The organism is Streptomyces sp. NPDC051636 (assembly GCF_044453765.1).
Lineage (GTDB): Bacteria > Actinomycetota > Actinomycetes > Streptomycetales > Streptomycetaceae > Streptomyces.
In genome coordinates, this window is the sequence record NZ_JBITDA010000028.1 from 21821 (window position 1) to 44145 (window position 22325).

Sequence of the window (22325 nt, forward strand, 5' to 3'; positions counted from 1 at the left end):
CCACGGCATCTGAGCTGCACGGATGAGGCGAGCGGACACAGCCGGCGGCATCGGCGCTCGTGCGGCCGGCGACTCTCGCCGTGGGTAGGGTGGCCTGCGTGGACATGCTGCACCTGCGCTACTTCGTCGCCGTGGCCGAGGAACTCAACTTCTCGCAGGCGGCGCGCAGACTGCACATGGCGGCTTCCCCGCTCAGCCAGCGGATCAAGGACCTCGAACGCGAACTCGGTCATGAGCTCTTCGAGCGCACCACCCACCGCGTCGACCTGACCCCGGCGGGTGCCGCGCTGCTGCCGATGGCGCGCGACATCCTGGAGCGGGTCAACTCGATCCCGTGGCGGCTGAGCGAGGCGGTGCGCCCGCGGCTGGACCGGCTGTTCATCGGGATGCCCGCCGGAGTGCATCCGCTGCTGCGGGAGCGGGTCCGGCTGCTGGAGGACGCGTGCCGGGAGGTGTGCGAACTCAAGCGCTGGCCGGGCACGTCGGCGGACCTGGCGGACGCGGTGTGCGACGGCAGGCTCGGCATGGCGCTGGCCCGGCTGCCGGTCTCCGAGCCGGCGTTGGAGATCATCGAGGTGATGCGCGAGGTGCTGGGTGCCGCGGTGCCGGCCGACCGGTTCGCGGGGCGGGCGTCCGTCACCCTGGAGGAGCTGGCCGACCTGTCCTATGTGGCCACACCGAACGACGCCACCCCGGCCTATTTCGAGGAAATCGACGCCCGTCTTAATTCGGTCGGCGTCAAGAAGCGAATCCGCATAAAAATGGCGGACTATTCCGGAAGCTCGGAACTGATTTCCTCCGGCATCGCGTTTTCCATGACCATGCTCTCGCCGGAGAGCCCCATGCACCTGTACCGGTTGGACAACGTGGCCGTACTGCCCGTCGAGGACTTCCAACCCACCCTGACGACCGGCCTGTTGTTCCGCGCTGACCGGGCGGACGCCGGTGGGGACCTGAGTGAGGTCGCTGTCCGGGCCCGCCGGATCTTCAGCGAGGTCATCACCGTCTGAGTAATTTCCGGATGCCATTTCCGCGGAATGCCGGACTCGGTGTGACCGCTGCGGTCATGCCATTGTTCGCCAGTTGATCATTCCCTTTCAGCCTGTTCACGCATAACGTCGTCGGTGGAAACATTCGCCATGAAATTACTGCATGAACAGGAGTGATGATGGACATCACGGCCGCCGGCACCACAGGTCCGCTGGACGGCGTGCGGGTGATCGATCTGTCAACGGTGGTGATGGGGCCCTACGCGGCGCAGATCCTGGGCGACCTGGGCGCCGACGTCATCAAGATCGAGTCCCCGTCCGACACGGTCCGGGTGGGTCCGTACCGCACCACGCCCGGCATGACCCCGCTCAACCTCAACGTCAACCGCAACAAGCGCAGCGTGACGTTGAACCTCAAGGCCGACGCCGACCGCACACGGGCCCTCGAACTGATCGACAGCGCCGACGTGCTGATCACCAACATGCGCCCGGGCGCCCTCGCCCGCCTCGGCCTCGGCCACGCCGACATCGCCGCCCGCAACCCCGGCCTGGTCTACGCCCACGCCCAGGGATTCCGCAGCGACTCCGACCGGGCCGGCAACGCGGCCTACGACGAGACCGTGCAGGCCGCCTCCGGCCTGGTGGACGTGGCCAACCGGGCGCTGGGCACCCCGGCGTACCTGCCGACGATCATCGGCGACAAGGTCGCTGCGCTGACCATCGTCTACTCGGTGCTCGCCGCGCTGGTCCACCGTGCCCGCACCGGCGCCGGCCAGTACGTCGAGATCCCGATGACCGACACGCTCATCGCGTTCAACCTCGTCGAGCACCTGGCCGGCCACGTCTTCGAACCGCCGGAGGGGCCCACCGGGTTCCCGCTGTCGATGAAGAGGGGGCACCGCGCGGTGCCCACCCAGGACGGCCTCGCCTGCGTCATGCCGTACAACCCGCAGAACTTCCGGGACTTCTTCCTCGCCGCCGACCGTGCCGATCTCGCCGCGGACCCGCGTGTCAACGGCGAGTCCATCGCCGATGACGACGTCGATGCCCTGATGGAGCTGGTGGGGGAGTGCTCGCCGAGCCTGACCACCGAGGAGTGGGAGCGGGTCTGCGCCAAGCACAGCATCCCGATGGCCCCCGTGCTCGAACTCGACCGGGCCGCCGAGGACCCGTACGTGCGCAGCGGCCGGCTGCTCGACGTGGTGGACCACCCCAGCGAGGGCGCCATCCGCTCGGTCGGCATCCCGGTGCGGTTCTCCGCCACTCCGGCTTCCGTCCGCCGGCTCGCCCCGCTGCCCGGCCAGCACACCGAAGAGGTCTTCCAGGAACTCGCCACCGGCCGCTGACCGGCCGACAAGCAAGGACGCACACCATGCACAGCACCACCGAGGTGCGGACCGAGACCACCGGTTCCGCACTGCTCATCACCATCGACCGGCCGAAGGCGCGCAACGCGGTCAACGCGGCCGTCGCCGCCGGACTGTCCACGGCCCTCGACCAACTGGAGGCGGACCCCGGCCTGCGGGTCGGCGTCCTCACCGGCGCCGGCGGCACGTTCAGCGCCGGAATGGACCTCAAGGCCGCGCTGGCCGGTGAATCGCCCGAGATCCCCGGGCGCGGCTTCGGCGGCCTGACCCAGGCCCGCACCACCAAGCCGCTGATCGCCGCCGTCGAGGGCTGGGCCATGGGAGGCGGCTTCGAACTGGCCCTGGGCTGCGACCTGATCGTCGCCGCGGACGACGCCCGGTTCGGCCTCCCCGAGGTCGGCCGCGGACTGATCGCGGCGGGCGGCGGAGTGATCCGGCTGCCCAAACGCATCCCGTACCACCTGGCGATGGAAATGCTGCTGACCGGCGAACCGGTCACCGGAGAACGGGCCGGGCGGCTCGGCATCGCCAACCGTGTGGTGCGGGCCGGGGAGACCGTGGCCACCGCCCTTCAGCTGGCCGAGCGGATCGCGCAGAACGCCCCGCTGGCACTGGCCGCCGTCAAGGAACTCGCCCGCTTCGCCGACGGCGTGCCCGAGGAGGAGGCGTTCGCCGTCCAGGGGCGGCGGATGGCCCGGCTCGCCGCCTCCGCCGACGTACGCGAGGGCATGACCGCCTTCACCGAGCGGCGCTCCCCGGTATGGCAGGGCCGGTAGAACCCGAGGGAGAACACACGATGCATCAGCACCACGTACCCCGGCACATCGCGACGCCGCTCGCCAACCCGGCCTATCCGCCGGTCGTGCCGCGCTTCACCAACCGCGAGTACCTCAACATCGTCTACCGCACCGACCCCGAGGCGCTGCGCGCGGTGGTGCCGGAACCCCTCGAAATCGACGAGCCGTTGGTGCGCTTCGAGGTCATGCGCATGGGCGACGTCAGCGGATACGGGCCGTACACCGAGTCCGGCCAGGCGATCCCGGTCCGCTACGAGGGCGAGCGGGGCGAGTACCTGCACGCGATGTACCTGGACAACCTTCCGGCCATCACGTCCGGCCGCGAGGCCAGTGCCTATCCCAAGACCGCCGGATCGCCCGCCCTGTACGTCGACCACGGAGCGCTGGTCGGTGTCCTCGACGTCGGCACGCTGCGGGTGGCGACCGCCACGATGGGCTACAAGCACTACGAGCTGTCGGTCGAGGAGGCCGTGGCCCAGGTCGGTGTGCCGACCTACATGCTGAAACTGGTCCCCGGTTTCGACGGGGCGGCGCAGGTGGCGCAGTTGGTGCGCACCGAGATCACCGACATCACGGTGAAGGGCGCCTGGACCGGTCCCGCCCGGCTGCAGCTCTTCGAGCACGCGCTGGCACCCCTGGCCGATCTGCCGGTGCGCGAGATCGTCTCCGCCAGCCACATCCTGACCGACCTGACCCTGGCGCCGGTGAAGCCGGTTCACGACTACCTGGCCTGCCCCGCCCACCCCGGGCGGTGAGCGCGGCCGTGGCACGTACGCAGAAGGAAGACAAGTGATGACCGAGCCATTCACCACCGCCGCAGTGGTCGGCGCCGGGACGATCGGCCTGTCCTGGGCCGCGCTCTTCGCCGGCCACGGCATGCGGGTACGCGTCACCGACCCCCGGCCGGACCTGGCCGAGGCGGTCGCCGAGGCGCTCGACCGGGCGGCCGGGCAACTGGCCGCGCAGGGCCTTGACGTGCACGGCCTCGCAGGGCGGGTGCACATCGCCGACGATGTCACCGACGCGGTGCGCGACGCCGACATCGTCCAGGAGAACGGACCGGAGAACGCCGACTTCAAGCGGGAGCTGTTCACCACCCTGGTCGGCGCGGCCCCCGCGCACGCGCTGCTGCTCAGCTCGTCCTCGGCGATCCCCGCCACGGCGTTCACCGACACCATCGAGGAGGCCGGCCGGATCCTGATCGGCCACCCCTTCAACCCGCCGCACCTGGTGCCGCTGGTGGAGGTGGTGCCGGGGGAGCGCACCTCGCAGGAGAGCGTGGCGCGGGCCGTGGACTTCTACCGCTTCGTCGGCCGGGTCCCGGTCGTGGAACGCAAGGAGATCCCCGGCTTCGTCGGCAACCGCCTGCAGAACGCCCTCAGCCGGGAGGCGATCTACCTGGTCGAGCAGGGCGTGGTCAGCCCGGCGGAACTGGACACCGTGATGGTGAACTCGCTCGGTCTGCGCTGGGCGACGGTGGGGCCGTTCCTCGGCGCGCACCTCGGCGGCGGCCCCGGCGGCTACCGGCACATGGCCGAGCACATCGGCGTGTCGATGCAGCGGATGTGGGACTCGCTCGGCCGCCCGGAGCAGACCCCCGAGCAGACCGAACGGCTCGTCGCGGCCGTCGAGGACGCCTATGGCTCCCGTTCCTACGCCGACCTCACTCAGGAACGCGACGCCAAGCAGATCGCCGTGCTGTCCGCCCGGGACAGCGCCACCAGCCTGGAGAAGGAGACCCGGTCATGACCGCCCTGCTGCCCGAGAAGGCATCCGAGAAGGCATCCGGCAAGGCGCCCGAGAAGGCTTCCGCCGACGAGCGGCCGGCCGCGGACTTCTACGGCTTCGAGTCGCTGCTGCCCCCGCACGAGCGCGAACTGCTGCTGCGGGCCCGGTCGTTCATGCGCACCGAGGTCAAGCCGCTGGTCAACGAGTACTGGGCCAAGGGGGAGTTCCCCCACGAGCTCATCGGCAGGTTCCGCGAGCTGGGCCTCGCCGGCGTCCCCTACGAGGGGTACGGCGACCCCCTGCCCGCCGGAAGCAACCTGCTGGTCGGCATGCTCTCGATGGAGTACACCCGCACCGACGCCTCCAGCGCCACCTTCTTCGGCGTGCACAGCGGCCTGGCGATGTACAGCATCTACCGCGGCGGCGACCAGGAACAGCGGGACCGCTGGCTGCCCTCGATGGCCGCGCTGGAGACCATCGGCGCCTTCGCGATGACCGAACCGCTCGGCGGCTCCGACGTGGCCGGGGGCATGCGCACCACGGCCCGCTGGGACGGCGAGAACTGGGTGCTCAACGGTGCCAAGCGGTGGATCGGCAACGCGACCTTCGCCGACCTGGTGGTGGTCTGGGCCCGCGACGAGGCCGATGACAAGGTCAAGGGCTTCGTGGTGGAGAAGGGCACCCCGGGCTTCTCCCCGGTGAAGATCGAGAACAAGATCGCGTTCAGGATCGTGGAGAACGCCGAGATCACCCTGACCGACGTCAAGGTGCCCGAGGCCAACCGGCTGCAGCGGATCAACTCCTTCCGTGACGTGGCGGAGATCCTCCGCGCCACCCGCAGCGGGGTCGCCTGGCAGGCCCTCGGCGTGATGATCGGCGCCTACGAACTGGCGCTGGACTACGCCAAGGAGCGCAGGCAGTTCGGCCGCCCGATCGCACGGTTCCAGCTGGTGCAGGACCTGCTGGTCAAGAGCCTCGGCAACATCACCGCCTGCTGGGGCATGCTGGTACAGCTCGCACGGCTGCAGGACGCCGGCGTCTTCCGCGACGAGCACTCCTCGCTGGCGAAGGCGTACGTCACCTCGCGGATGCGAGAAGTGGTCGGGTGGTGCCGGGAGATATTCGGCGGCAACGGCATCGTGCTCGACTACGACATCGCCCGGTTCTTCGCCGACGCCGAGGCGATCTACTCGTTCGAAGGCACCCGCGAGATGAACACCCTCATCGTCGGCAAGGCGGTCACCGGCGAGAGCGCCTTCGTCTGACCGCGGCCCCCGTCGACCCGCGCCGGCCCCGAGGGCACCTGTGCCTCGGCGCCGGCGCGGACCCATGCACGGGTGCCGCCCCGGCCCGCTACGCCGCGGTGCCGGCGCGGAAAAGTGCCTGCGTGGCGCCCGGGTTCGTGCGCCGCGCACAAGTGCCGCACCGAGCGTCGTCGCCCGCGCCCATGGGCCGCGAGGGCCGCGGATTCGTACCGTCTCTCCTCACGTACCGGACATCCGTCCCGCGTCGGGACGCGCACTGCGTCCGCCCGACAGCGTCGACGTATTTCGAGGAGCCGACATGCATATCGCGGAACTGCCAGATCTGCGGGCCCGGCGGGACGCGGGCGGTCCCTGCATCGCTGACGATATGGCAATTCTGGACAATACGGCGTTCGCCTGCCGGGTGCGCCGGGCCGCGGCGGCCCTGCGGGCGCGGGGCGTCGGGCGCGGGGACGTGGTGGCACTGCTGCTGCCCAACACGGCGGACCTCGTCGTCGCGCTCTTCGCCGCCTGGCGGCTCGGCGCGGCCGTGACCCCGGTCAACCCGGCCCTCACCGAGAGCGAGGTGCGGTACCAGCTCGGCGACGCGGGTGCCGCGGTGGTCGTCACCGCCGAGCCGTCGCCGCTGGCCGGGGCGCTGACGGTGACCGAGTTGGGCGCCGGGCCCGAAGACGAGGCCGCACCGGAGACGGACGCGGACGCGCTCGCCCTGCTGATCTACACCAGCGGCAGCACCGGGCGGCCCAAGGGCGTGATGCTCGACCACGCCAACCTCGCGGCCATGGCGCGGATGATGATCGAGACCGCCCGGCTCTCCGAGGCCGACCACAGCCTGCTGATCCTGCCGCTCTTCCACGTCAACGGGATCGTGGTCGGCGTGCTGTCCCCGCTGCTGGCCGGCGGACGGGTCACGGTGGCCGGGCGGTTCCGGGCCGAGACCTTCTTCGACCTGGTCACCGCGGTCCGCCCGACCTGCTTCTCCGGGGTCCCGGCGATCTATTCGATGCTGGCCGAACTGCCGGACCGGGTACGGCCCGACACCTCGTCGGTGCGGTTCGCCGCCTGCGGGGCGGCCCCGATGCCGCCCGCGCTCATCGAGCGGTTCGAGCGCCGATACGGCATCCCGATCCTGGAGGGCTACGGCCTGTCCGAGGGCACCTGCGCCTCCACCACCAACCCGCTGGACGGCCCGCGCAAGCCCGGCACGGTCGGACGGCCGCTGCCCGGCCAGCAGGTCGCCGTGATGGATCGGCAGGGCCGGATCCTGCCGGCGGGCGCGACCGGTGAGGTGGTGGTGCGCGGCCCCAACGTGATGCGCGGCTACCTGGGCCGCCCGGAGGAGACCGCCCGCACCGTGGTCGACGGCTGGCTGCACACGGGCGATGTCGGCCGCTTCGACGAGGACGGCTATCTGGTGCTGGTCGACCGCATCAAGGACATGATCATCCGAGGCGGCGAGAACATCTACCCGAAGGAGGTCGAGACCGTCCTCGGCGACCACCCCGACGTGCTCGAGGCCGCCGTGGTGGGCGCCGCCGACCCGCGGCTCGGCGAGGTACCGGTGGCCTTCGTGGCACTGCGCACGGGCGCGGCGGCCACCGCAACCGACCTGCTCGGCCACTGCCGGGCCCGGCTGGCGCGGTTCAAGGTGCCCGCCGAGATCACCCTCGTCGACCGACTGCCGAGGAATCCCGTCGGCAAGACGGACAAGCCCGCGCTGCGGGCCAGGACCACCGCCGTCACCACGGCCGGCTGAACAGAAACGGAAGGCAGTCATGGGATTCCTCGCACCGGACACGGCTGACGTCGACATACAGCAGTGGCGCAGCCGCCCCTACCAGCAACGCATCAGGCCGCTGGCCGAGCACTGGGTCATGCACGGCTTCGGCACCCCCCGCATCGTGCACCTGCTGTACCTGGTGAAGATCACCGCGTACGCGCTCGGCGGCATGGCGGTCGTCTCCGCGACTCCCGGCGTCGGCGGCATCACGGACTTCGGTTCCTGGTGGGCGGAACCGATCGTCTATCAGAAGCTCGTCGTCTGGACAGTGCTGTGGGAGGTACTGGGACTCGGCTGTGGCTCGGGCCCGCTCAGCTCACACTTCGTGCCGCCGGTGGGCGCCTTCCTGCACTGGCTGCGCCCCGGCACCGTACGACTGCCCCCCTGGCCCGGCCGGATTCCGTTCACCGGGGGGACCCGGCGCACGGTGGCCGACGTGGCCCTGTACGCGGCGGTACTGGGAGCGGCGGTGTGGCTGCTGTGCTCACCGGGCGACGGGGACGCGGCCGGCGTGCTGGCTCCGTGGCGCGTCGCCGTGCTCGCGGTGCTGCTAGCGCTGCTCGGGCTGCGCGACAAGACCGTCTTCCTCGCCGCCCGCGCGGAGCACTACGGACTGACGCTGCTGATCTTCCTGTTCCCGGTGAGCGACATGACCGCCGCGCTGAAACTGGTCATGCTCGCGCTGTGGTGGGGCGCCGCGTCCTCCAAGCTCAACCGCCACTTCCCGTTCGTGGTGGCCGTGATGATCAGCAACAGCCCGCTGCACCCGGCCTGGTTCAAGCGCCGGCTGTACCGGCACTACCCCGACGATCTCCGGCCGTCCGCTCTCGCCGCCGCGGCCGCGCACAGCGGCACGGTGATCGAGTACGTGGTGCCGCTGGTCCTGGTGCTCTCCCACGGCGGGCCCGTCACCACGATCGCCCTCGCCGTGATGGTCGTCTTCCATCTGCACATCATGTCGACCTTCCCGATGGGGGTGCCGCTGGAGTGGAACGTCTTCTTCATCTACTCGGCAATCGTCCTCTTCGGCCACGACGCGGCGGTCGGCGCCTTCGCCGTGCACTCCCCGCTGCTGGCCGCGGCGCTGGTGCTGGGCCTGGTGGTGGTCCCGGTGCTCGGGCACATCCGTCCCGACCTGGTGTCGTTCCTCCCCTCGATGCGCTACTACGCCGGCAACTGGCCCACCAGCCTGTGGTGTTTCCGCAAGGGCACCGAGCAGCGGCTCAACGAGCACATCGTCAAGGCCTCCGGTCTGCCGGTCGACCAGCTCACCCGCCTGTACGGCGCCGACGCCGCCGAACTGGTGCTGCACCAGGGGCTGGCCTGGCGGGCGATGCACAGCCACGGCCGCGCGCTGGCCGGACTGCTGCCGCGGGCCGTGGACGACGTGGAGTCCTACGATGTGCGGGAGGGCGAGACGGTGGCGGGAGCGGTCCTCGGCTGGAACTTCGGCGACGGCCATCTGCACAACGAGCAGCTGGTGGCCGCCGTACAGCAGCGGTGCGGCTTCGCGCCGGGCGACCTGCGCGTCGTCCTGCTCGAGTCACAGCCGACGCACCGCCAGCGCCAGCACTACCGCATCGTGGACGCGGCGAGCGGCCTGATCGAGGAGGGTTATGTGAACGTACGGGAGATGGTGGTCCGGCAGCCCTGGCTCGACGACGAGACGCCCGCGATTCCCGTCGAGCCCGTCGCGCGCCCGCGGCCGGCGACCGAGGTGGCGGCCGTACATGAGTGACGCGATCGTGGTGGGGGCCGGCCCGAACGGGCTGGCCGCCGCCGTCGCCCTGGCCCAGCGGGGCCTGAAGGTGACCGTCCTGGAAGCCGCCGACGAGATCGGCGGCGGCACGAGGAGCAGCGAACTCACCGTTCCCGGCCTGCTGCACGACCACTGCTCCGCGGTACACCCGCTGGGCGTCGGCTCGCCGTTCCTGCGGACCCTCGGCCTGGAGCGGTACGGCGTCGAATGGGCCTGGCCCGAGGTCGATCTGGCCCATCCGCTGGACGGCGGGCGGGCCGGGGTGCTGGTCCGGTCCGTGGAGCGGACCGCGCGCGGGCTCGGCGCGGACGGCCCGGCCTGGGAGCGCTTGTTCGCGCCACTGACCGACGACTTCGACGCCTTGCTCGACGACGTCCTGCGGCCGGTGGTACACCTGCCGGCCCATCCCGTCCGCCTCGGCCGGTTCGGGGTGCGGGCGCTGCAGCCGGCCACGATGGTGGCTCGGCGCTGGCGCGGAGAGGAGGCCCGGGCGCTGTTCGCGGGGGCGGCGGCGCACGCCTTCCATCCGCTGACGCGCCCGCTGACCGCGTCGCTCGGGCTGATGTTCGTCGCCGCCGGGCACCGTTACGGCTGGCCCGTCGCCCGCGGTGGCTCCCGCGTGATCGCCGAGGCGCTCGCCGCGCTCCTGCGGGAGCTCGGCGGCACCATCGAGACCGGCGTGCACGTGCGCTCGCTGACCGAACTCCCGCCCGCCCGGACCGTGATGCTCGACGTCGCCCCGCGCGCCGCCGTCGGCATCTGCGGTCCGGCACTGCCGGCGCGCGTCCGGCGCGCCTATCTGCGCTGGCGCCACGGGCCGGCGGCGTTCAAGGTGGACCTGGCCGTGGCCGGCGGGGTGCCGTGGACCAACGAGTCCTGCCGCCAGGCCGGCACCGTGCACCTCGGCGGCACTCTGGCAGAGGTCGTCCGCACGGAGCGGGAGACCAGCCGGGGTCACATGCCCGAGCGACCGTTCGTACTGCTCTCCCAGCAGTACCTCGCCGACCCGGGCCGCTCGGCCGGGGACGTCCACCCGGTCTACGCGTACGCGCACGTACCGCATGGCTACACGGGGGACGCCACCGAGGCCGTGCTCGGCCAGATCGAGCGGTTCGCCCCCGGTTTCCGGGAACGCATCGTGGGCATCGCCGTCCGCTCGGCCGTGGAGATGTCCCGGTACAACCCCAACTACGTGGGGGGCGACATCATCGGCGGGGCCAACACCGAGACGCAGCTTGCGCTGCGCCCCCGGGTGGCCCTCGACCCCTACAGCACCGGCATCCCCGGCGTGTACCTGTGCTCGGCGGCCACCCCGCCCGGTGCCGGGGTGCACGGCATGTGCGGTGCGAACGCCGCCCGCTCCGCACTGCGGTACCTGGACCGGTGAGCGGTCCTGTGCAGCGGCCGGACGGGGCACCGGATCCGGTCGTTCTCGCGGCCCAGGTGATACAGGCCAACCGGGACGACGTCATCGCCCGACTGGTCGCCACCACCGAGGCGGAGATCGCCCAACTCGAACACGACGAACCGCTGCACAGGCTCCTGGAAGCCAGCATCACCGAGAACATCGTCACCGCCCTGCACGTCATCATCAACCGCATCGACCCGCAGACCGTGGACGCACCGGCCTCGGCCGTCTCCTACGCCCGCAGGCTCGCCCAGCGCGACGTTCCGCTCTCGGCCTTGCTGCGCGCCTACCGGCTCGGCCATGCGCAGAGCCTGGACCTGGTCCTCGGCGAGGCCGTCCGACTGGGGCTGCCCGATCCGGCCGGCACCGTCATCGCCCTCGTCAGCCTCACCTCGGCTTATCTGGACCGGGTCTGCGACCAGATCGGCCGTGTCTACGAGGAGGAGCGTGAACGCTGGGTGGGCAGCCGGGGCGTGCTGCGCCAGTACTGGGTCAACCAGCTCCTCGACAACCCCCGGGTGGATCTGCGCCAGGCCGAGGCCGCCCTCGACTACCGGTTGTCCGGCAGCCATCTGGCCGTCGAGGGCTGGCTCCACGGCACGACGGCGACCACCGACCCCGCCGCCGTCTTCGACCGGCTGACCTCGCTGCTGTACACCGTCCTGCACGCACAGGGCCGCCCCCTGCTGGTCCACACCGACGAGGCGGACGCCCGGATCTGGCTCACCGTCAGCCCTGGCTGCCCGGTGGATCCCGACACCGTCGCCGCCGGACTGGCCGACGCCGCGCTACCGGTACGGGTCGCTCTGGGCATCGTCCGGCCGGGCCTCGACGGCTTCCGCCGCAGCACCCGCGCCGCCGCCCGCGCCAAGGCCCTCGCCCTCTCCGCGGGGGCCGGCACCCCGAAAGTGGTGGCCTTCGGCCGCGTCGCCCCCGTCGCTCTCCTGGTCGACGAGCCCCGCGAGCTGGCCGACTTCGTCTTCGACACCCTCGGCGACCTCGCCGTGGACGACCGCCGACGCGCACTCCTGCGCGAGACGCTCCGCGTCTTCCTCGCCACCAATCGCAGCTACGCCGCCACCGCGGACCAGCTGATGGTCCACCGCAACACGGTCCACTACCGCGTCCAGCGCGCCGTCGACCACTACCACCTCGACCTCGACGCCAACGCCTTCGACCTCCACTTCGCCCTCAACGTCTGCCGCTGGCACGGAGCGAAGGTCCTGCGCCGCAAGCGATGATGACGAGGGCTGGGGTGAGGTGACGTCCCCGCGCCACGCAGCCCTCCTCAGCCCTCAGCCCTCAGTGCTCCAGGACGAGCAGCTGTGCCTCCTCCGGGGACCAGCCGACCGTCACCTCGGCGTCGAGGCGGCCGGTGGCGCGCGAGCCCGTGCCGAGTTCCCGCATGACCACGTCCTGGCCGCCTACGTGCAGTCGGTGGCGGATCGTGGCCCCGAGGCTGGTGGAGGACAGTACCCGGCCGGAACCGCGGTTCTCGGTGCGGTCGGCGTCGACGAACCGCAGATGTTCGGGGCGGATGGAGACCGCGTACGCGTCGCCCTTGGCCCCGCGATCCCGTACCCGGCCGACTCCCCATGCGCCGAGGTCGACGACGGCCTCGCCGTCCTTGCGTTCGAGCACCGTGCACGGCAGCAGGTTGGTGTCGCCGAGGAAGTTGGCGACCCAGTCGGTACGCGGATGTGCGTACACGTCCGCGGGGGCGCCCTCCTGCACGATCCTGCCGTCGCGCATGACCACGATCCGGTCGGACATGGACATGGCCTCGTCCTGGTCATGGGTGACGAACAGGACGGAGATGCCGAGCGACTGCTGCAGTGTCTTGACCTCGTCCTGCATCTGCTCACGCAGGCGCTTGTCCAGGGCGGCCATCGGTTCGTCCAGGAGCAGGGCCGCGGGGTTGAACACCAGCGCACGGGCGAGCGCGACGCGCTGCTGCTGGCCACCGGACATCTGCCGCGGACGACGGTCGCCGAACCCGGCGAGACCGACGCGGGCGAGTGCCTCCTCCGCGCGCCTGCGTCGCTCGCCGCGCTGGATCCCGCGCATGCGCAGCGGGAACTCGACGTTCTCGACGGCGCTCATGTGCGGGAACAGGGCGTAACTCTGGAAGACGATGCCCAGGTTGCGGTCCTTGGGGGGCAGCCGGTCCACCGGACTGCCGTCGATCAGCACGGTGCCGGAGGTGAGTTCCTCGAAGCCGGCGACCATCATCATGGTCGTGGTCTTGCCCGAGCCGCTCGGCCCGAGCAGCGTGACGAACTCGCCCGGGTCGACCGACAGATCGAGATCGTCGACGGCGGCGACGTTCCCGTACGTCTTGCGGACACCCCGCAGCTCGATGGCGCCGCACCGCTCCTGGGGAACCGCGGAGGATGCCTGGACTGTGCTCGTGGTCGTCATGGTTCACCCTGTCTGGTCGGGGGCGGTCAGGGGCAGCAGCCGCGCGACGGAGCGGCGGCGGATCGTGAAGCAGGCCTGTACGAGCAGACCGAGCGTGGCGACGGTGACGAGCATCGCCGAGGACACGGCGATCTTCGGGGTCAGGTTGTACTGGATGTCGGTGAACATCTTCACCGGCAGCGTCGTCGCGCTCGGGGACTGCAGGAACAGCGCTATGACCGTCTCGTCGATGGACACCGAGAAGGCGAACAGGGCCCCCGCGACGAGCCCCGGCCGGATGACCGGGAGATAGACGAACCGCATGACGGAGAAGGCTCCGGCGCCCAGGCTGCTCGCCGAGCGGACCAGGGCCGGGTTCAGCCCGGCGAGGCTGGCCCGCACGGTCAGGAAGGCGTACGGCACGGCGATCACGGCATGGGCGAGGCCGATCGGCAGGACCGTCCCCACCATGCCGAGGGAGATGAAGAACTGGTAGAACGCCAGAGCCATCACCACCGCGGGCACGATCATCGGTGCGAGCAGCACGCCCGTCACCGCAGCCTTCCCGGGAAACTCACGCCCGTGCAGCGCCACCGCGGCCGTCCCCCCGAGCAGCACCGCGATCACCACCGAGACTCCGGCCGCCTGGAGGCTCGCGGACAGGGCCGTCATCCACGCCTGGTCGCTGAAGAATCCGGTGACCGCCGCCGTGGACAACTGCTGGGGCGGGAAGGTGATGTAGCGGCTTCCGGTGAACGCCACCGGCAGCACGATCAGCGTCGGCACCACCAGGAAGACGAAGACCGGCACGGAGGCGATCAGCGAGGACACATGTCGAGGTCTAACCGGCCTCATATTCGCCTCCTGCACGAAGGATCCGCTGGTATACGGCGACGAGCACACTCACGACGACGGTCAGCAGCAGCGCGAGCGCCGACGCACCGGCGAAGTCGGTCAACTGCCGTGCGTAGAAATCGATCTGGTTGGCGATCATCATGTCGCCGGGGCCGCCGAGCACGACGGGTGTGATGAAGAACCCCGTGCTGATGATGAACACCAGCAGACCCGCGGCCGAGACCCCCGGCACCGTCAGGGGCAGAATGATCCGCCGGAAGACCGACGCCTCGCCCGCACCCAGCGACCGGGCCGCCAGTTCGAGCCGGTCGTCGATCGCGGCCAGGGCCGCGAAGATCGGGAAGACGGCGTAGGGCAGCAGATAGTGCACCATGCCGAGCACGACGGCGAAGCGGTTGTGGAGCAGGGCCAGTGGTGCGTCGGTGAGACCGAGCCCCTGCAGTGCGGTGTTCACCAGGCCGTTGTCCTGCAGCAGGACCGCCCAGGCGAAGTTCTTCACCAGGACGCCCGTCCAGAAGGGCAGCAGCACCAGCGCAAAGAGGACGACCCGCGCCAGCGGGCCGCGCCGCCAGATCACCACGGCCAGCAGGTAGCCGAGCACGACCGTGGCGAGCGTCGACAGCGCGCTGATCTCGAAGGTGTTGAGCAGCGACCGAGACACCAGCGGGTCTTTCAGCACGCGCTGGTAGGCGTTGTCGTGGGTGCTCGCCGCGGCGAGTTTGCCGAGGGGCGTCAGGAAGAGTACGGCGTCGAAGGCGAGGGCGGGCGCCAGCAGCAGCAACCACGTGCCGCGCGGGCGCCGGCGCCGCCGCGGCGCACCGGCACCGGTGAGAGCGGATGAGGGTGTCGCGGCGGGCGTGACGGTGGGCGTCATCAGCTGCCCGCCTGCCACAGCTTGAAGCGCTGCTCGGTCGCCTTGAGGTTCTTGGCCCACCAGGCGTCGTCGCGGACCAGGACGGAGTCCGCCAGCTTGGGGCTGGTGGGCAGGGAGTCGGCCACCGAGGAAGGCAGCTTGGCCAGAGCCGGGGTGTTGGCCAGGGTGAGGTTCGTGGTCTGGATGAAGTCGGCGCCGGCCGCGGCGTCGTTGCTCATGAAGTCCAGGAGCCGGAAGGCCGCCTCCTTGTTCCTGGCCCCCTTGGGGACCACGAAGTAGTCGCCCGCGACGACGCTGTTCCTGGCCGTGAAGTTCAGTCTCGCGCCATCCTTGCGGGCGGCATTGATCCGGTTGTTGAAGCTGGTCGAGAGGGCGACCTCACCTGAGGTCAGCTGCTGGATCGGCTCCTGGTTGGCCGTGTGGTAGATCAGCCTGTCACGCCCGGGATGCCGGGCCAGGTACTTCAGGGCGGCATCGACGTCGAGCGGGTAGATCTTGTCGAAGGGGACGCCGGCGGCGAGCCGTGCCGCCTCCAGGATCGAGCTGTCGGACAACTGCGAGTAGACGGAACGCTTGCCCTTGTAGCGGCCTTGGTCCAGGAACTGCTCCCAGTTCTGGGGCGCCTGCGCATCGGGAATGTGCTTCTGGTCCCAGGCCATCACGAAGAGGAAACTCAGATACTTGATGCCGTAGTCGGCCTTCGCGTAGGACGGCAGCCCCTTGTCGCTGATGACGCCGTAGTCCAGCTTCTCCAACAGCCCCTCGTCGACGGCCTGGAGGTACTCCGGCGCGGTCAACTCCACCAGATCCCACTGGACATCGCCGGACTGCACCTGGGCCTTCAGCCCGGCGAGGCTGGTGTTGGCCAGCAGCGACGGGCGCACCCCCGTCCTCTTCTCGAACGGCTTGAGCAGCGTCCTGGTCAGCTGGTCGTTGTAGGAGCCGCCGTACGAGGTGACGGTCACCGTGGTGTTCGGCTTGGCGGACGGGGTCGATTTGGTGCTGCACGCGGTGAGCAGACCCCCCGCGAGGGGTGCCGCCAGCGCGGAGGCTCCGGCCGCTCGCAGGATCGACCGGCGGCTCATGCTTCTGTGTGACTGCTCGTTCATGGTGACCATGCCTTTCTTGGAACACGACGGCCCCGCGTCGGAGTACACCCATGACAGGTGTGCGACGCGATCAATGACGGGGCGCGGCAGGGCTCAGCCCCGGAGGGGAGAGGGAGAAGAGGGCAGAGAGGGAAAAGGGAAAAGAGGGTGATGAGCGAAAAGGGGGGACGAGGGAAACAGGGGGACGAGGGAAACAGGGGGACGAGGGAAACGGGGGGACGAGGGAAAAACGGGGACGGAAATGGAGTGATCTGGGGGATCCACGCACTGCGATCTGCGTCATGAGCGCACAGGTCGGGGATTGCGACCTCTGCAACCGACAGCCGTCGCCAACGGCCATGACTTCCGGAACCCATGGGCATCCGCCATCACGATCAGGCGATCCGCGGACAAGGAAAGGCGATCCGGATCACGCGGTCCGGGCCGGCCCGGCGACCGCGTGGCGCAACAGTAGGGACCTGCCCACTGCACGTCAATGAGTGCGGGAGTGTGCAGACCATCCATGGAGGCGGTATGACTATGGATGAATCCACCACTTCTTTGCCGGTCGGGCGGCGGGATAGCGTCGTCGTCAATTCCGCGTCGTGCGGGTCGGCCCCCTCGCCCCGCACGACGCGGAACTCAGCCGCACGGCCGCCCCCACCCCCTGGGCGCTACGTCGTCTCCACCGTCCAGCCGGCCTGACCCCAGATCCTCCGACGGCAGATATCCGATATCCCCACTCGCCACTCCGCACGATTCCCGAGCCACGAGGAGCACAGAACGTCGTGAGCGAAATCCGTACGCTGCGCAATTACATCGACGGTGCATTCGTCGACGCGAAGGACGGTCGTACGCTGCCGGTCGTCGACCCCACCACCGGTGAGGTCTACGCGAGCTCACCGCTTTCGGGGGCGGCAGACGTGGACGCGGCGATGGCGGCCGCGGCGGCAGCCTTTTCTGCGTGGCGCGACTCCACCCCCAGCACCCGGCAGAAGCTGCTCCTGAAGATCGCGGACGCCGTCGAGGCACGCGCTGAGGAACTGGTCGAGGCGGAGTGCCGTGACACCGGCAAGCCCCGCGCCGTGACCAGGACCGAAGAGATCGTTCCCATGGTCGACCAGTTGCGTTTCTTCGCGGGCGCGGCGCGTCTGCTGGAGGGCAAGGCAGCCGGAGAGTACGCGGAGGGCCTGACCTCCATCATCCGGCGGGAGCCGATCGGGGTGTGTGCGCAGGTCGCGCCCTGGAACTACCCGATGATGACGGCGGTGTGGAAGTTCGCACCGGCGATCGCCGCGGGCAACACCGTGGTCCTCAAGCCATCGGACACCACCCCCGCGTCCACGGTGCTGCTCGCCGAGATCGTCGGTGGCGTGCTGAAGGAGCTGGATCTGCCCGCAGGTGTGCTCAACGTCGTATGCGGCGACCGGGACACCGGGCAGCTCATGGTCGAGCATCCGGTTCCTGCCCTGGCCGCCATCACCGGTTCCGTACGTGCCGGCATCCAGGTCGCCCAGAGCGCCGCCAAGGACATCAAACGCGTCCACCTGGAGCTCGGCGGCAAGGCACCCGTGGTCGTCTTCGATGACGCGGACCTCGTGCAGGCCGTCGAGTGCATCACGACCGCGGGCTTCTTCAACGCCGGACAGGACTGCACGGCCGCAACCCGTGTGCTGGTGCACGAGTCCGTCCACGACGAGTTCGCCGCCTTGCTCGCCAAGGCCGCCGCCGAGGTCAAGACCGGTGGCGTCGACGAGGACGGCGTGCTCTTCGGCCCGCTCAACAACGTCAACCAACTCGCCCAGGTCAGTGGCTTCATCGACCGGCTCCCGTCGCATGCCAAGGTCGAGGCGGGCGGTCACCGCGTCGGAGACCAGGGCTACTTCTACGCCCCCACCGTCGTCTCCGGTCTCAAGCAGGACGACGAGATCATCCAGAACGAGGTGTTCGGCCCGGTCATCACCGTCCAGTCCTTCGCCGACGAGGACCAGGCCGTGGAGTGGGCCAACGGCGTCGACTACGCTCTGGCCTCCTCGGTCTGGACGAAGGACCACGCCCGCGCCATGCGCATGTCGAAGCGCCTCGACTTCGGCTGTGTCTGGATCAACACCCACATGGTCCTCGTCGCCGAGATGCCGCACGGCGGCTACAAGAAGTCCGGCTACGGCAAGGACCTTTCGGCCTACGGCTTCGAGGACTACACCCGCATCAAGCACGTCATGACATCGCTGTGATGCCGGACCGGATACCGGCCATCGACCGCCCATGCGGACGGACGCGAACAGGGCCGCGGTTCTGGGCTCATGGGGCGACAACGGTCACCGTCGGTCGTCAGCGGTTCTCCTCGGGGGCCCGGAGGTGCACGTACGGCTGAAGGGCCGTCGTGTCGAGTGGGCCGTGGGACGGCGCGGAGGCGGTGGAGAGGGACTGTCGCGGGAGCGGTTCGCAGTGCCCCACCTGCCGCGGGTCGGGTTCGCCGGGAAAGCCCAGTCGCGTCCAGATGGGGCCGGCCAGCTCCGGGAGCAGTGGTCGGCCGAGCAGCCGGGCCCACGGGCCACTCCGACTCCGGCACGAGTGGACTGCGGGCCCCGTCGTCGAGGCCCGTCATGGCGGCCGTCAGGTCCGGGGACCAGGGCCGAGCCGAGCGCACTGGTCGGCTGCTGCTATGAGCGCCCGACCGGCGCGCGGCGCGGGACCGGCCCCTCACGCAGCAGGTCCAGGGCGGCCCGGCCACCACGGTCGGGGCGTCCTCTCGTCGCACGACGACCATGCCGTCGGCGCCGGCCGGCGAGTCCAAGAGCCGGTCCGCGGCAGGCCTGAGGCTGTCGCCGTCGGCCTTGTGGCAAGGTGGAGCACAACAGCCCGGGTACCGCGGAGTTACTCGCCAAGCTCGCGGCTCGATCGCCGCCCCATCAGGACTTCAGAGAGCGACCTTGACGGCTGACGACAATGAGCGGGCCTCGTGTTCTGCGGGTGCCCCGGCAGTTGCTCCACGCGCACCGATGCTCGTCGCACAGCTTCGTCCACGCGCGGCCTTGTGGGCGTGGGGGGTGAGTGTCGCCCTGTTCGGGCTGGTCGGTGCATACGCCCCCAACAACAATACGCTCAGGTATGAGATCACCCCGTATCGATTGCCCTCCATGCCCGGCATTCTGTCCGAGGCATTCATGGTCACAGCCGTACTGCTGTCGTGCCTCGCAACGCTCGGCATACTGAACGCCCATAGGCGGGGTTGGGCTCCTGACACCCGGATCCTGTTCTGGGCCGGTGCCCTCGTTGCGCTTCTCTTGGCCAATTTAACCCCGGTCGGCTCTTCCGACACGGCCAGTTACGCCGCGTACGGCCGGATCACCGCAGTCGGCGGTGACCCCTACGTGATGACACCCGCCCAGTTAGGGGGCGGCTACGCAAGTCTGGTGGGCGCGGCGTGGCGGAATACGCCATCCGTGTACGGGCCCGTCGCGACGTGGCTTCAGGCTGGTGCCGCGTTCGTCGGCGGTGACCAGCCGGCACTGACCATACGGGTGCTGATGCTTGTGAACGTGGCGGCTTTCCTGGCCACGGGCTATCTGCTGACCCGCACTGCCGATGATCCTGTCCGTGCCGGTCTTCTGTGGATCGCCAACCCTCTTCTGATCGGTGTGCTCGTCGCGGGTGGGCATATGGACACCGTTGTCGCCGGCCTGGCCGTCTGCGCCATCCGCCTCGTCAGCCGGAGAGCCCGGGACCACTACGATCTGATTGCCGGAGCACTGATCGGCCTCGCATGCTGCGTCAAGATCAGTAGCATCCTGCTCGGCGTCGGGCTGGCTTGGCCGCTGCTGCGCTCAGGTGCCTGGCAACGGGTTGCCCGGCAGACACTGGCAACCATGATCATCCTGGCTGCCCTCTACGGTGTGTATGGCTTGCACGCATTGGGCCCCCTCTCTGCCGCCTCCCACCAGGTGACCATGCCCTCGGTGTGGGCCGTTTTCGACCGCTTCGCCGCCACGTGGCCGGGACAGGACGCTGCCTCGACCGTGATCAGCCTGCTCTGGCCGCTCCTGATGCTCGTGCTCGCGTCCGTGTTCCGCCGCGGCGTTCCGTCGGACACTCCCGCTGTCGCGGCTGTCCCGTTCGTGCTCGCCTTCGCATGGATCCTCACGGCGCCTTGGTCGATGCCCTGGTACGCGGCTTACGCGTGGGCGCTGGCGGCCATGTTCCGGCAAGGCCGCCTCACTCAGTACCTCGTCGTGACCACCGCTGTGCTGGCCCTGTTCCACAGTGGCGGCGGCCATGGCTGGAGATGGTGAGCTGCTGGCGACTGCACGCCTTGTGCGTCTCCCAGTAGGCGCCCGCCCGTGGGGCATGACGCCGTCCCACCGGCAAGGGCGCCCGATGGGCATCTGCCCAGGTCCGGCGCCCCTCTCCGGTGTCTAGAAGAAGCCGAGCTTCTTCGGCGAGTACGACACCAGCAGGTTCTTCGTCTGCTGATAGTGCTCCAGCATCATCTTGTGCGTCTCCCGCCCGATCCCCGACTGCTTGTAGCCCCCGAACGCCGCGTGCGCCGGATACGCGTGATAGCAGTTCGTCCACACCCGGCCCGCCTGGATCGCGCGGCCCGCGCGGTACGCGGTGGTGGCGTCCCGGGTCCACACGCCGGCGCCGAGGCCGTACAGGGTGTCGTTGGCGGTCTTGACGGCGTCGTCGAAGTCGTCGAAGGAGGTCACGGAGACGACCGGGCCGAAGATCTCCTCCTGGAAGATGCGCATGCGGTTGTCGCCCTCGAAGATGGTCGGCTGGACGTAGTAGCCGCCCTTCAACTCGCCGTCGTACTCGATGCGTTCACCGCCTGTGAGCACTTTCGCGCCCTCCTGCCGGCCGATGTCCAGGTAGGAGAGGATCTTCTCCAGCTGGTCGTTGGAGGCCTGGGCGCCGATCATCGTGTCGGTGTCGAGGGGGTGGCCGGGCTTGATCTGCCGGGTGCGGGCGACGGCGGCGTCGAGGAACTCGGCGTAGTGGCCGCGCTGGATCAGCGCCCGGGACGGGCAGGTGCACACCTCACCCTGGTTGAGCGCGAACATCGTGAAGCCCTCGAGCGCCTTGTCGCGGAAGTCGTCGTCGTGCGCCCAGACGTCGTCGAAGAAGATGTTCGGCGACTTGCCGCCGAGCTCCAGCGTGACCGGCTTGATGTTCTCGGAGGCGTACTGCATGATCAGCCGCCCGGTGGTGGTCTCCCCGGTGAACGCGACCTTCGCCACGCGCGGGCTGGACGCGAGCGGCTTGCCCGCCTCCACGCCGAAGCCGTTGACGATGTTCACCACGCCGGGCGGCAGCAGGTCCGCGATCAGGCTCATCCAGTAGTGGATGGAGGCCGGGGTCTGCTCGGCGGGCTTGATGACGACCGCGTTGCCCGCCGCGAGCGCCGGGGCGAGCTTCCAGACGGCCATCAGGATCGGGAAGTTCCAGGGGATGATCTGCGCGACCACACCGAGCGGCTCGTGGAAGTGGTACGCCACCGTGTCGTCGTCGATCTCGCCCAGCGAACCCTCCTGCGCGCGGATCGCGCCCGCGAAGTACCGGAAGTGGTCGATGGCCAGCGGGATGTCGGCGGCCAGTGTCTCGCGCACCGGCTTGCCGTTCTCCCAGCTCTCGGCGACCGCCAGGGGTTCGAGGCAGGCCTCCATGCGGTCGGCGATCTTGAGCAGGATGTCGGAGCGCTCCGTCACCGACGTACGGCCCCAGCCGGGCGCGGCCGCCTGCGCCGCGTCGAGCGCCCGCTCCACGTCCTCCGCGGTGCCACGCGCGACCTCGGTGAACGGCTGCCCGTTCACCGGAGAGGGGTTCTCGAAGTACTGGCCGCGCACCGGCGGCACGTACTCGCCTCCGATGAAGTGGTCGTAGCGCGCCTGGTAGGAGACGATCGCGCCCTCGGTGCCGGGCGCCGCGTAACGGGTCATACTGGTCTGCCTCCCGGTGAAGCGCTGCCCGCCGTTGGGCAGCTTCCGGCGCGAGGGTAGGAAGCGGAACGTTGCG

General features: G+C 70.0%; 17 protein-coding genes. 12 read left to right on the top strand and 5 right to left on the bottom strand.

Annotated elements, in window-relative coordinates:
* Nucleotides 1-104 precede the first annotated feature (104 nt).
* From ACIBBH_RS34540 to ACIBBH_RS34585, 10 genes are all read left to right on the top strand, one after another.
* Nucleotides 105-1010, top strand: coding sequence for a LysR family transcriptional regulator (locus ACIBBH_RS34540; RefSeq protein ID WP_399411685.1), 906 nt, complete (start codon nt 105-107; stop codon nt 1008-1010).
* Nucleotides 1011-1165: 155 nt separating this feature from the next.
* A complete protein-coding gene (locus ACIBBH_RS34545) occupies nt 1166-2335 on the top strand; it encodes a CaiB/BaiF CoA transferase family protein (RefSeq protein ID WP_399411566.1) in 1170 nt (389 codons plus the stop codon).
* Nucleotides 2336-2361: 26 nt separating this feature from the next.
* The gene (locus ACIBBH_RS34550; RefSeq protein WP_399411568.1) at nt 2362-3132 is read left to right on the top strand and encodes a crotonase/enoyl-CoA hydratase family protein; all 771 of its coding nucleotides are present in this window, start codon (nt 2362-2364) and stop codon (nt 3130-3132) included.
* 20 nt (nt 3133-3152) lie between these two features.
* A complete protein-coding gene (locus ACIBBH_RS34555; RefSeq protein ID WP_399411570.1) occupies nt 3153-3908 on the top strand; it encodes an acetoacetate decarboxylase in 756 nt (251 codons plus the stop codon).
* Nucleotides 3909-3945: 37 nt separating this feature from the next.
* Nucleotides 3946-4902, top strand: a complete 957-nt coding sequence (locus ACIBBH_RS34560; RefSeq protein ID WP_399411572.1) for a 3-hydroxyacyl-CoA dehydrogenase NAD-binding domain-containing protein — start codon at nt 3946-3948, stop codon at nt 4900-4902.
* Entirely contained in the window at nt 4899-6146 is a 1248-nt protein-coding gene (locus tag ACIBBH_RS34565) for an acyl-CoA dehydrogenase family protein (RefSeq protein ID WP_399411574.1), read from the top strand. The genes ACIBBH_RS34560 and ACIBBH_RS34565 overlap by 4 nt, the downstream gene beginning before the upstream one ends.
* Before the next feature lie 367 nt (nt 6147-6513).
* On the top strand, nt 6514-7902 hold the full coding sequence (locus tag ACIBBH_RS34570; protein ID WP_399411576.1) for a class I adenylate-forming enzyme family protein: 1389 nt from the start codon (nt 6514-6516) through the stop codon (nt 7900-7902).
* 19 nt (nt 7903-7921) lie between these two features.
* Nucleotides 7922-9664, top strand: coding sequence for a DUF3556 domain-containing protein (locus ACIBBH_RS34575; protein ID WP_399411578.1), 1743 nt, complete (start codon nt 7922-7924; stop codon nt 9662-9664).
* Nucleotides 9657-11072 (top strand): phytoene desaturase family protein, encoded by a 1416-nt coding sequence (locus tag ACIBBH_RS34580; RefSeq protein ID WP_399411580.1) that lies wholly within the window; start codon nt 9657-9659, stop codon nt 11070-11072. Before ACIBBH_RS34575 ends, ACIBBH_RS34580 begins: the two co-directional genes overlap by 8 nt.
* Nucleotides 11069-12334: a PucR family transcriptional regulator gene (locus ACIBBH_RS34585; protein ID WP_399411582.1), complete on the top strand. Its 1266-nt coding sequence runs from the start codon at nt 11069-11071 to the stop codon at nt 12332-12334. Before ACIBBH_RS34580 ends, ACIBBH_RS34585 begins: the two co-directional genes overlap by 4 nt.
* Before the next feature lie 61 nt (nt 12335-12395).
* Here ACIBBH_RS34585 and ACIBBH_RS34590 read toward each other — a convergent pair whose 3' ends face one another.
* Genes ACIBBH_RS34590 through ACIBBH_RS34605 form a run of 4 tightly spaced genes read right to left on the bottom strand, consistent with a single transcriptional unit; the run spans nt 12396 to nt 16307 of the window.
* On the bottom strand, nt 12396-13514 hold the full coding sequence (locus ACIBBH_RS34590) for an ABC transporter ATP-binding protein (RefSeq protein WP_399411584.1): 1119 nt from the start codon (nt 13512-13514) through the stop codon (nt 12396-12398).
* Nucleotides 13515-13517: 3 nt separating this feature from the next.
* Nucleotides 13518-14324 carry an ABC transporter permease gene (locus ACIBBH_RS34595; RefSeq protein ID WP_399411586.1) on the bottom strand — a complete coding sequence of 269 codons (807 nt, stop codon included), beginning with the start codon at nt 14322-14324 and terminating at the stop codon, nt 13518-13520.
* Between the two features lie 10 nt (nt 14325-14334).
* On the bottom strand, nt 14335-15222 hold the full coding sequence (locus tag ACIBBH_RS34600; protein ID WP_399411588.1) for an ABC transporter permease: 888 nt from the start codon (nt 15220-15222) through the stop codon (nt 14335-14337).
* Complete coding sequence (locus ACIBBH_RS34605; protein ID WP_399411590.1) at nt 15222-16307, bottom strand: extracellular solute-binding protein; 1086 nt, start codon at nt 16305-16307, stop codon at nt 15222-15224. Before ACIBBH_RS34605 ends, ACIBBH_RS34600 begins: the two co-directional genes overlap by 1 nt.
* A 791-nt stretch (nt 16308-17098) precedes the next feature.
* Here ACIBBH_RS34605 and ACIBBH_RS34610 point away from each other — a divergent pair.
* Nucleotides 17099-18544, top strand: coding sequence for a gamma-aminobutyraldehyde dehydrogenase (locus tag ACIBBH_RS34610; RefSeq protein ID WP_399411592.1), 1446 nt, complete (start codon nt 17099-17101; stop codon nt 18542-18544).
* Nucleotides 18545-19312: 768 nt separating this feature from the next.
* The gene (mptB, locus tag ACIBBH_RS34615; RefSeq protein ID WP_399411594.1) at nt 19313-20602 is read left to right on the top strand and encodes a polyprenol phosphomannose-dependent alpha 1,6 mannosyltransferase MptB; all 1290 of its coding nucleotides are present in this window, start codon (nt 19313-19315) and stop codon (nt 20600-20602) included.
* 123 nt (nt 20603-20725) lie between these two features.
* Here the strand turns inward: mptB and ACIBBH_RS34620 are convergent, their stop codons facing one another.
* A complete protein-coding gene (locus tag ACIBBH_RS34620) occupies nt 20726-22249 on the bottom strand; it encodes an aldehyde dehydrogenase family protein (RefSeq protein ID WP_399411596.1) in 1524 nt (507 codons plus the stop codon).
* Between the last annotated feature and the right edge of the window lie 76 nt (nt 22250-22325).

Bases quoted from the DNA above. Each gene is read 5' to 3' on its own strand.
- ACIBBH_RS34540 (WP_399411685.1), top strand. From the start codon at position 105: ATGCTGCACCTGCGCTACTTCGTCGCCGTGGCCGAGGAACTCAACTTC.
- ACIBBH_RS34545 (WP_399411566.1), top strand. From the start codon at position 1,166: ATGATGGACATCACGGCCGCCGGCACCACAGGTCCGCTGGACGGCGTG.
- ACIBBH_RS34550 (WP_399411568.1), top strand. From the start codon at position 2,362: ATGCACAGCACCACCGAGGTGCGGACCGAGACCACCGGTTCCGCACTG.
- ACIBBH_RS34555 (WP_399411570.1), top strand. From the start codon at position 3,153: ATGCATCAGCACCACGTACCCCGGCACATCGCGACGCCGCTCGCCAAC.
- ACIBBH_RS34560 (WP_399411572.1), top strand. From the start codon at position 3,946: ATGACCGAGCCATTCACCACCGCCGCAGTGGTCGGCGCCGGGACGATC.
- ACIBBH_RS34565 (WP_399411574.1), top strand. From the start codon at position 4,899: ATGACCGCCCTGCTGCCCGAGAAGGCATCCGAGAAGGCATCCGGCAAG.
- ACIBBH_RS34570 (WP_399411576.1), top strand. From the start codon at position 6,514: ATGGCAATTCTGGACAATACGGCGTTCGCCTGCCGGGTGCGCCGGGCC.
- ACIBBH_RS34575 (WP_399411578.1), top strand. From the start codon at position 7,922: ATGGGATTCCTCGCACCGGACACGGCTGACGTCGACATACAGCAGTGG.
- ACIBBH_RS34580 (WP_399411580.1), top strand. From the start codon at position 9,657: ATGAGTGACGCGATCGTGGTGGGGGCCGGCCCGAACGGGCTGGCCGCC.
- ACIBBH_RS34590 (WP_399411584.1), bottom strand. From the start codon at position 13,514: ATGACGACCACGAGCACAGTCCAGGCATCCTCCGCGGTTCCCCAGGAG.
- ACIBBH_RS34600 (WP_399411588.1), bottom strand. From the start codon at position 15,222: ATGACGCCCACCGTCACGCCCGCCGCGACACCCTCATCCGCTCTCACC.
- ACIBBH_RS34605 (WP_399411590.1), bottom strand. From the start codon at position 16,307: ATGAGCCGCCGGTCGATCCTGCGAGCGGCCGGAGCCTCCGCGCTGGCG.
- mptB (WP_399411594.1), top strand. From the start codon at position 19,313: ATGCTCGTCGCACAGCTTCGTCCACGCGCGGCCTTGTGGGCGTGGGGG.
- ACIBBH_RS34620 (WP_399411596.1), bottom strand. From the start codon at position 22,249: ATGACCCGTTACGCGGCGCCCGGCACCGAGGGCGCGATCGTCTCCTAC.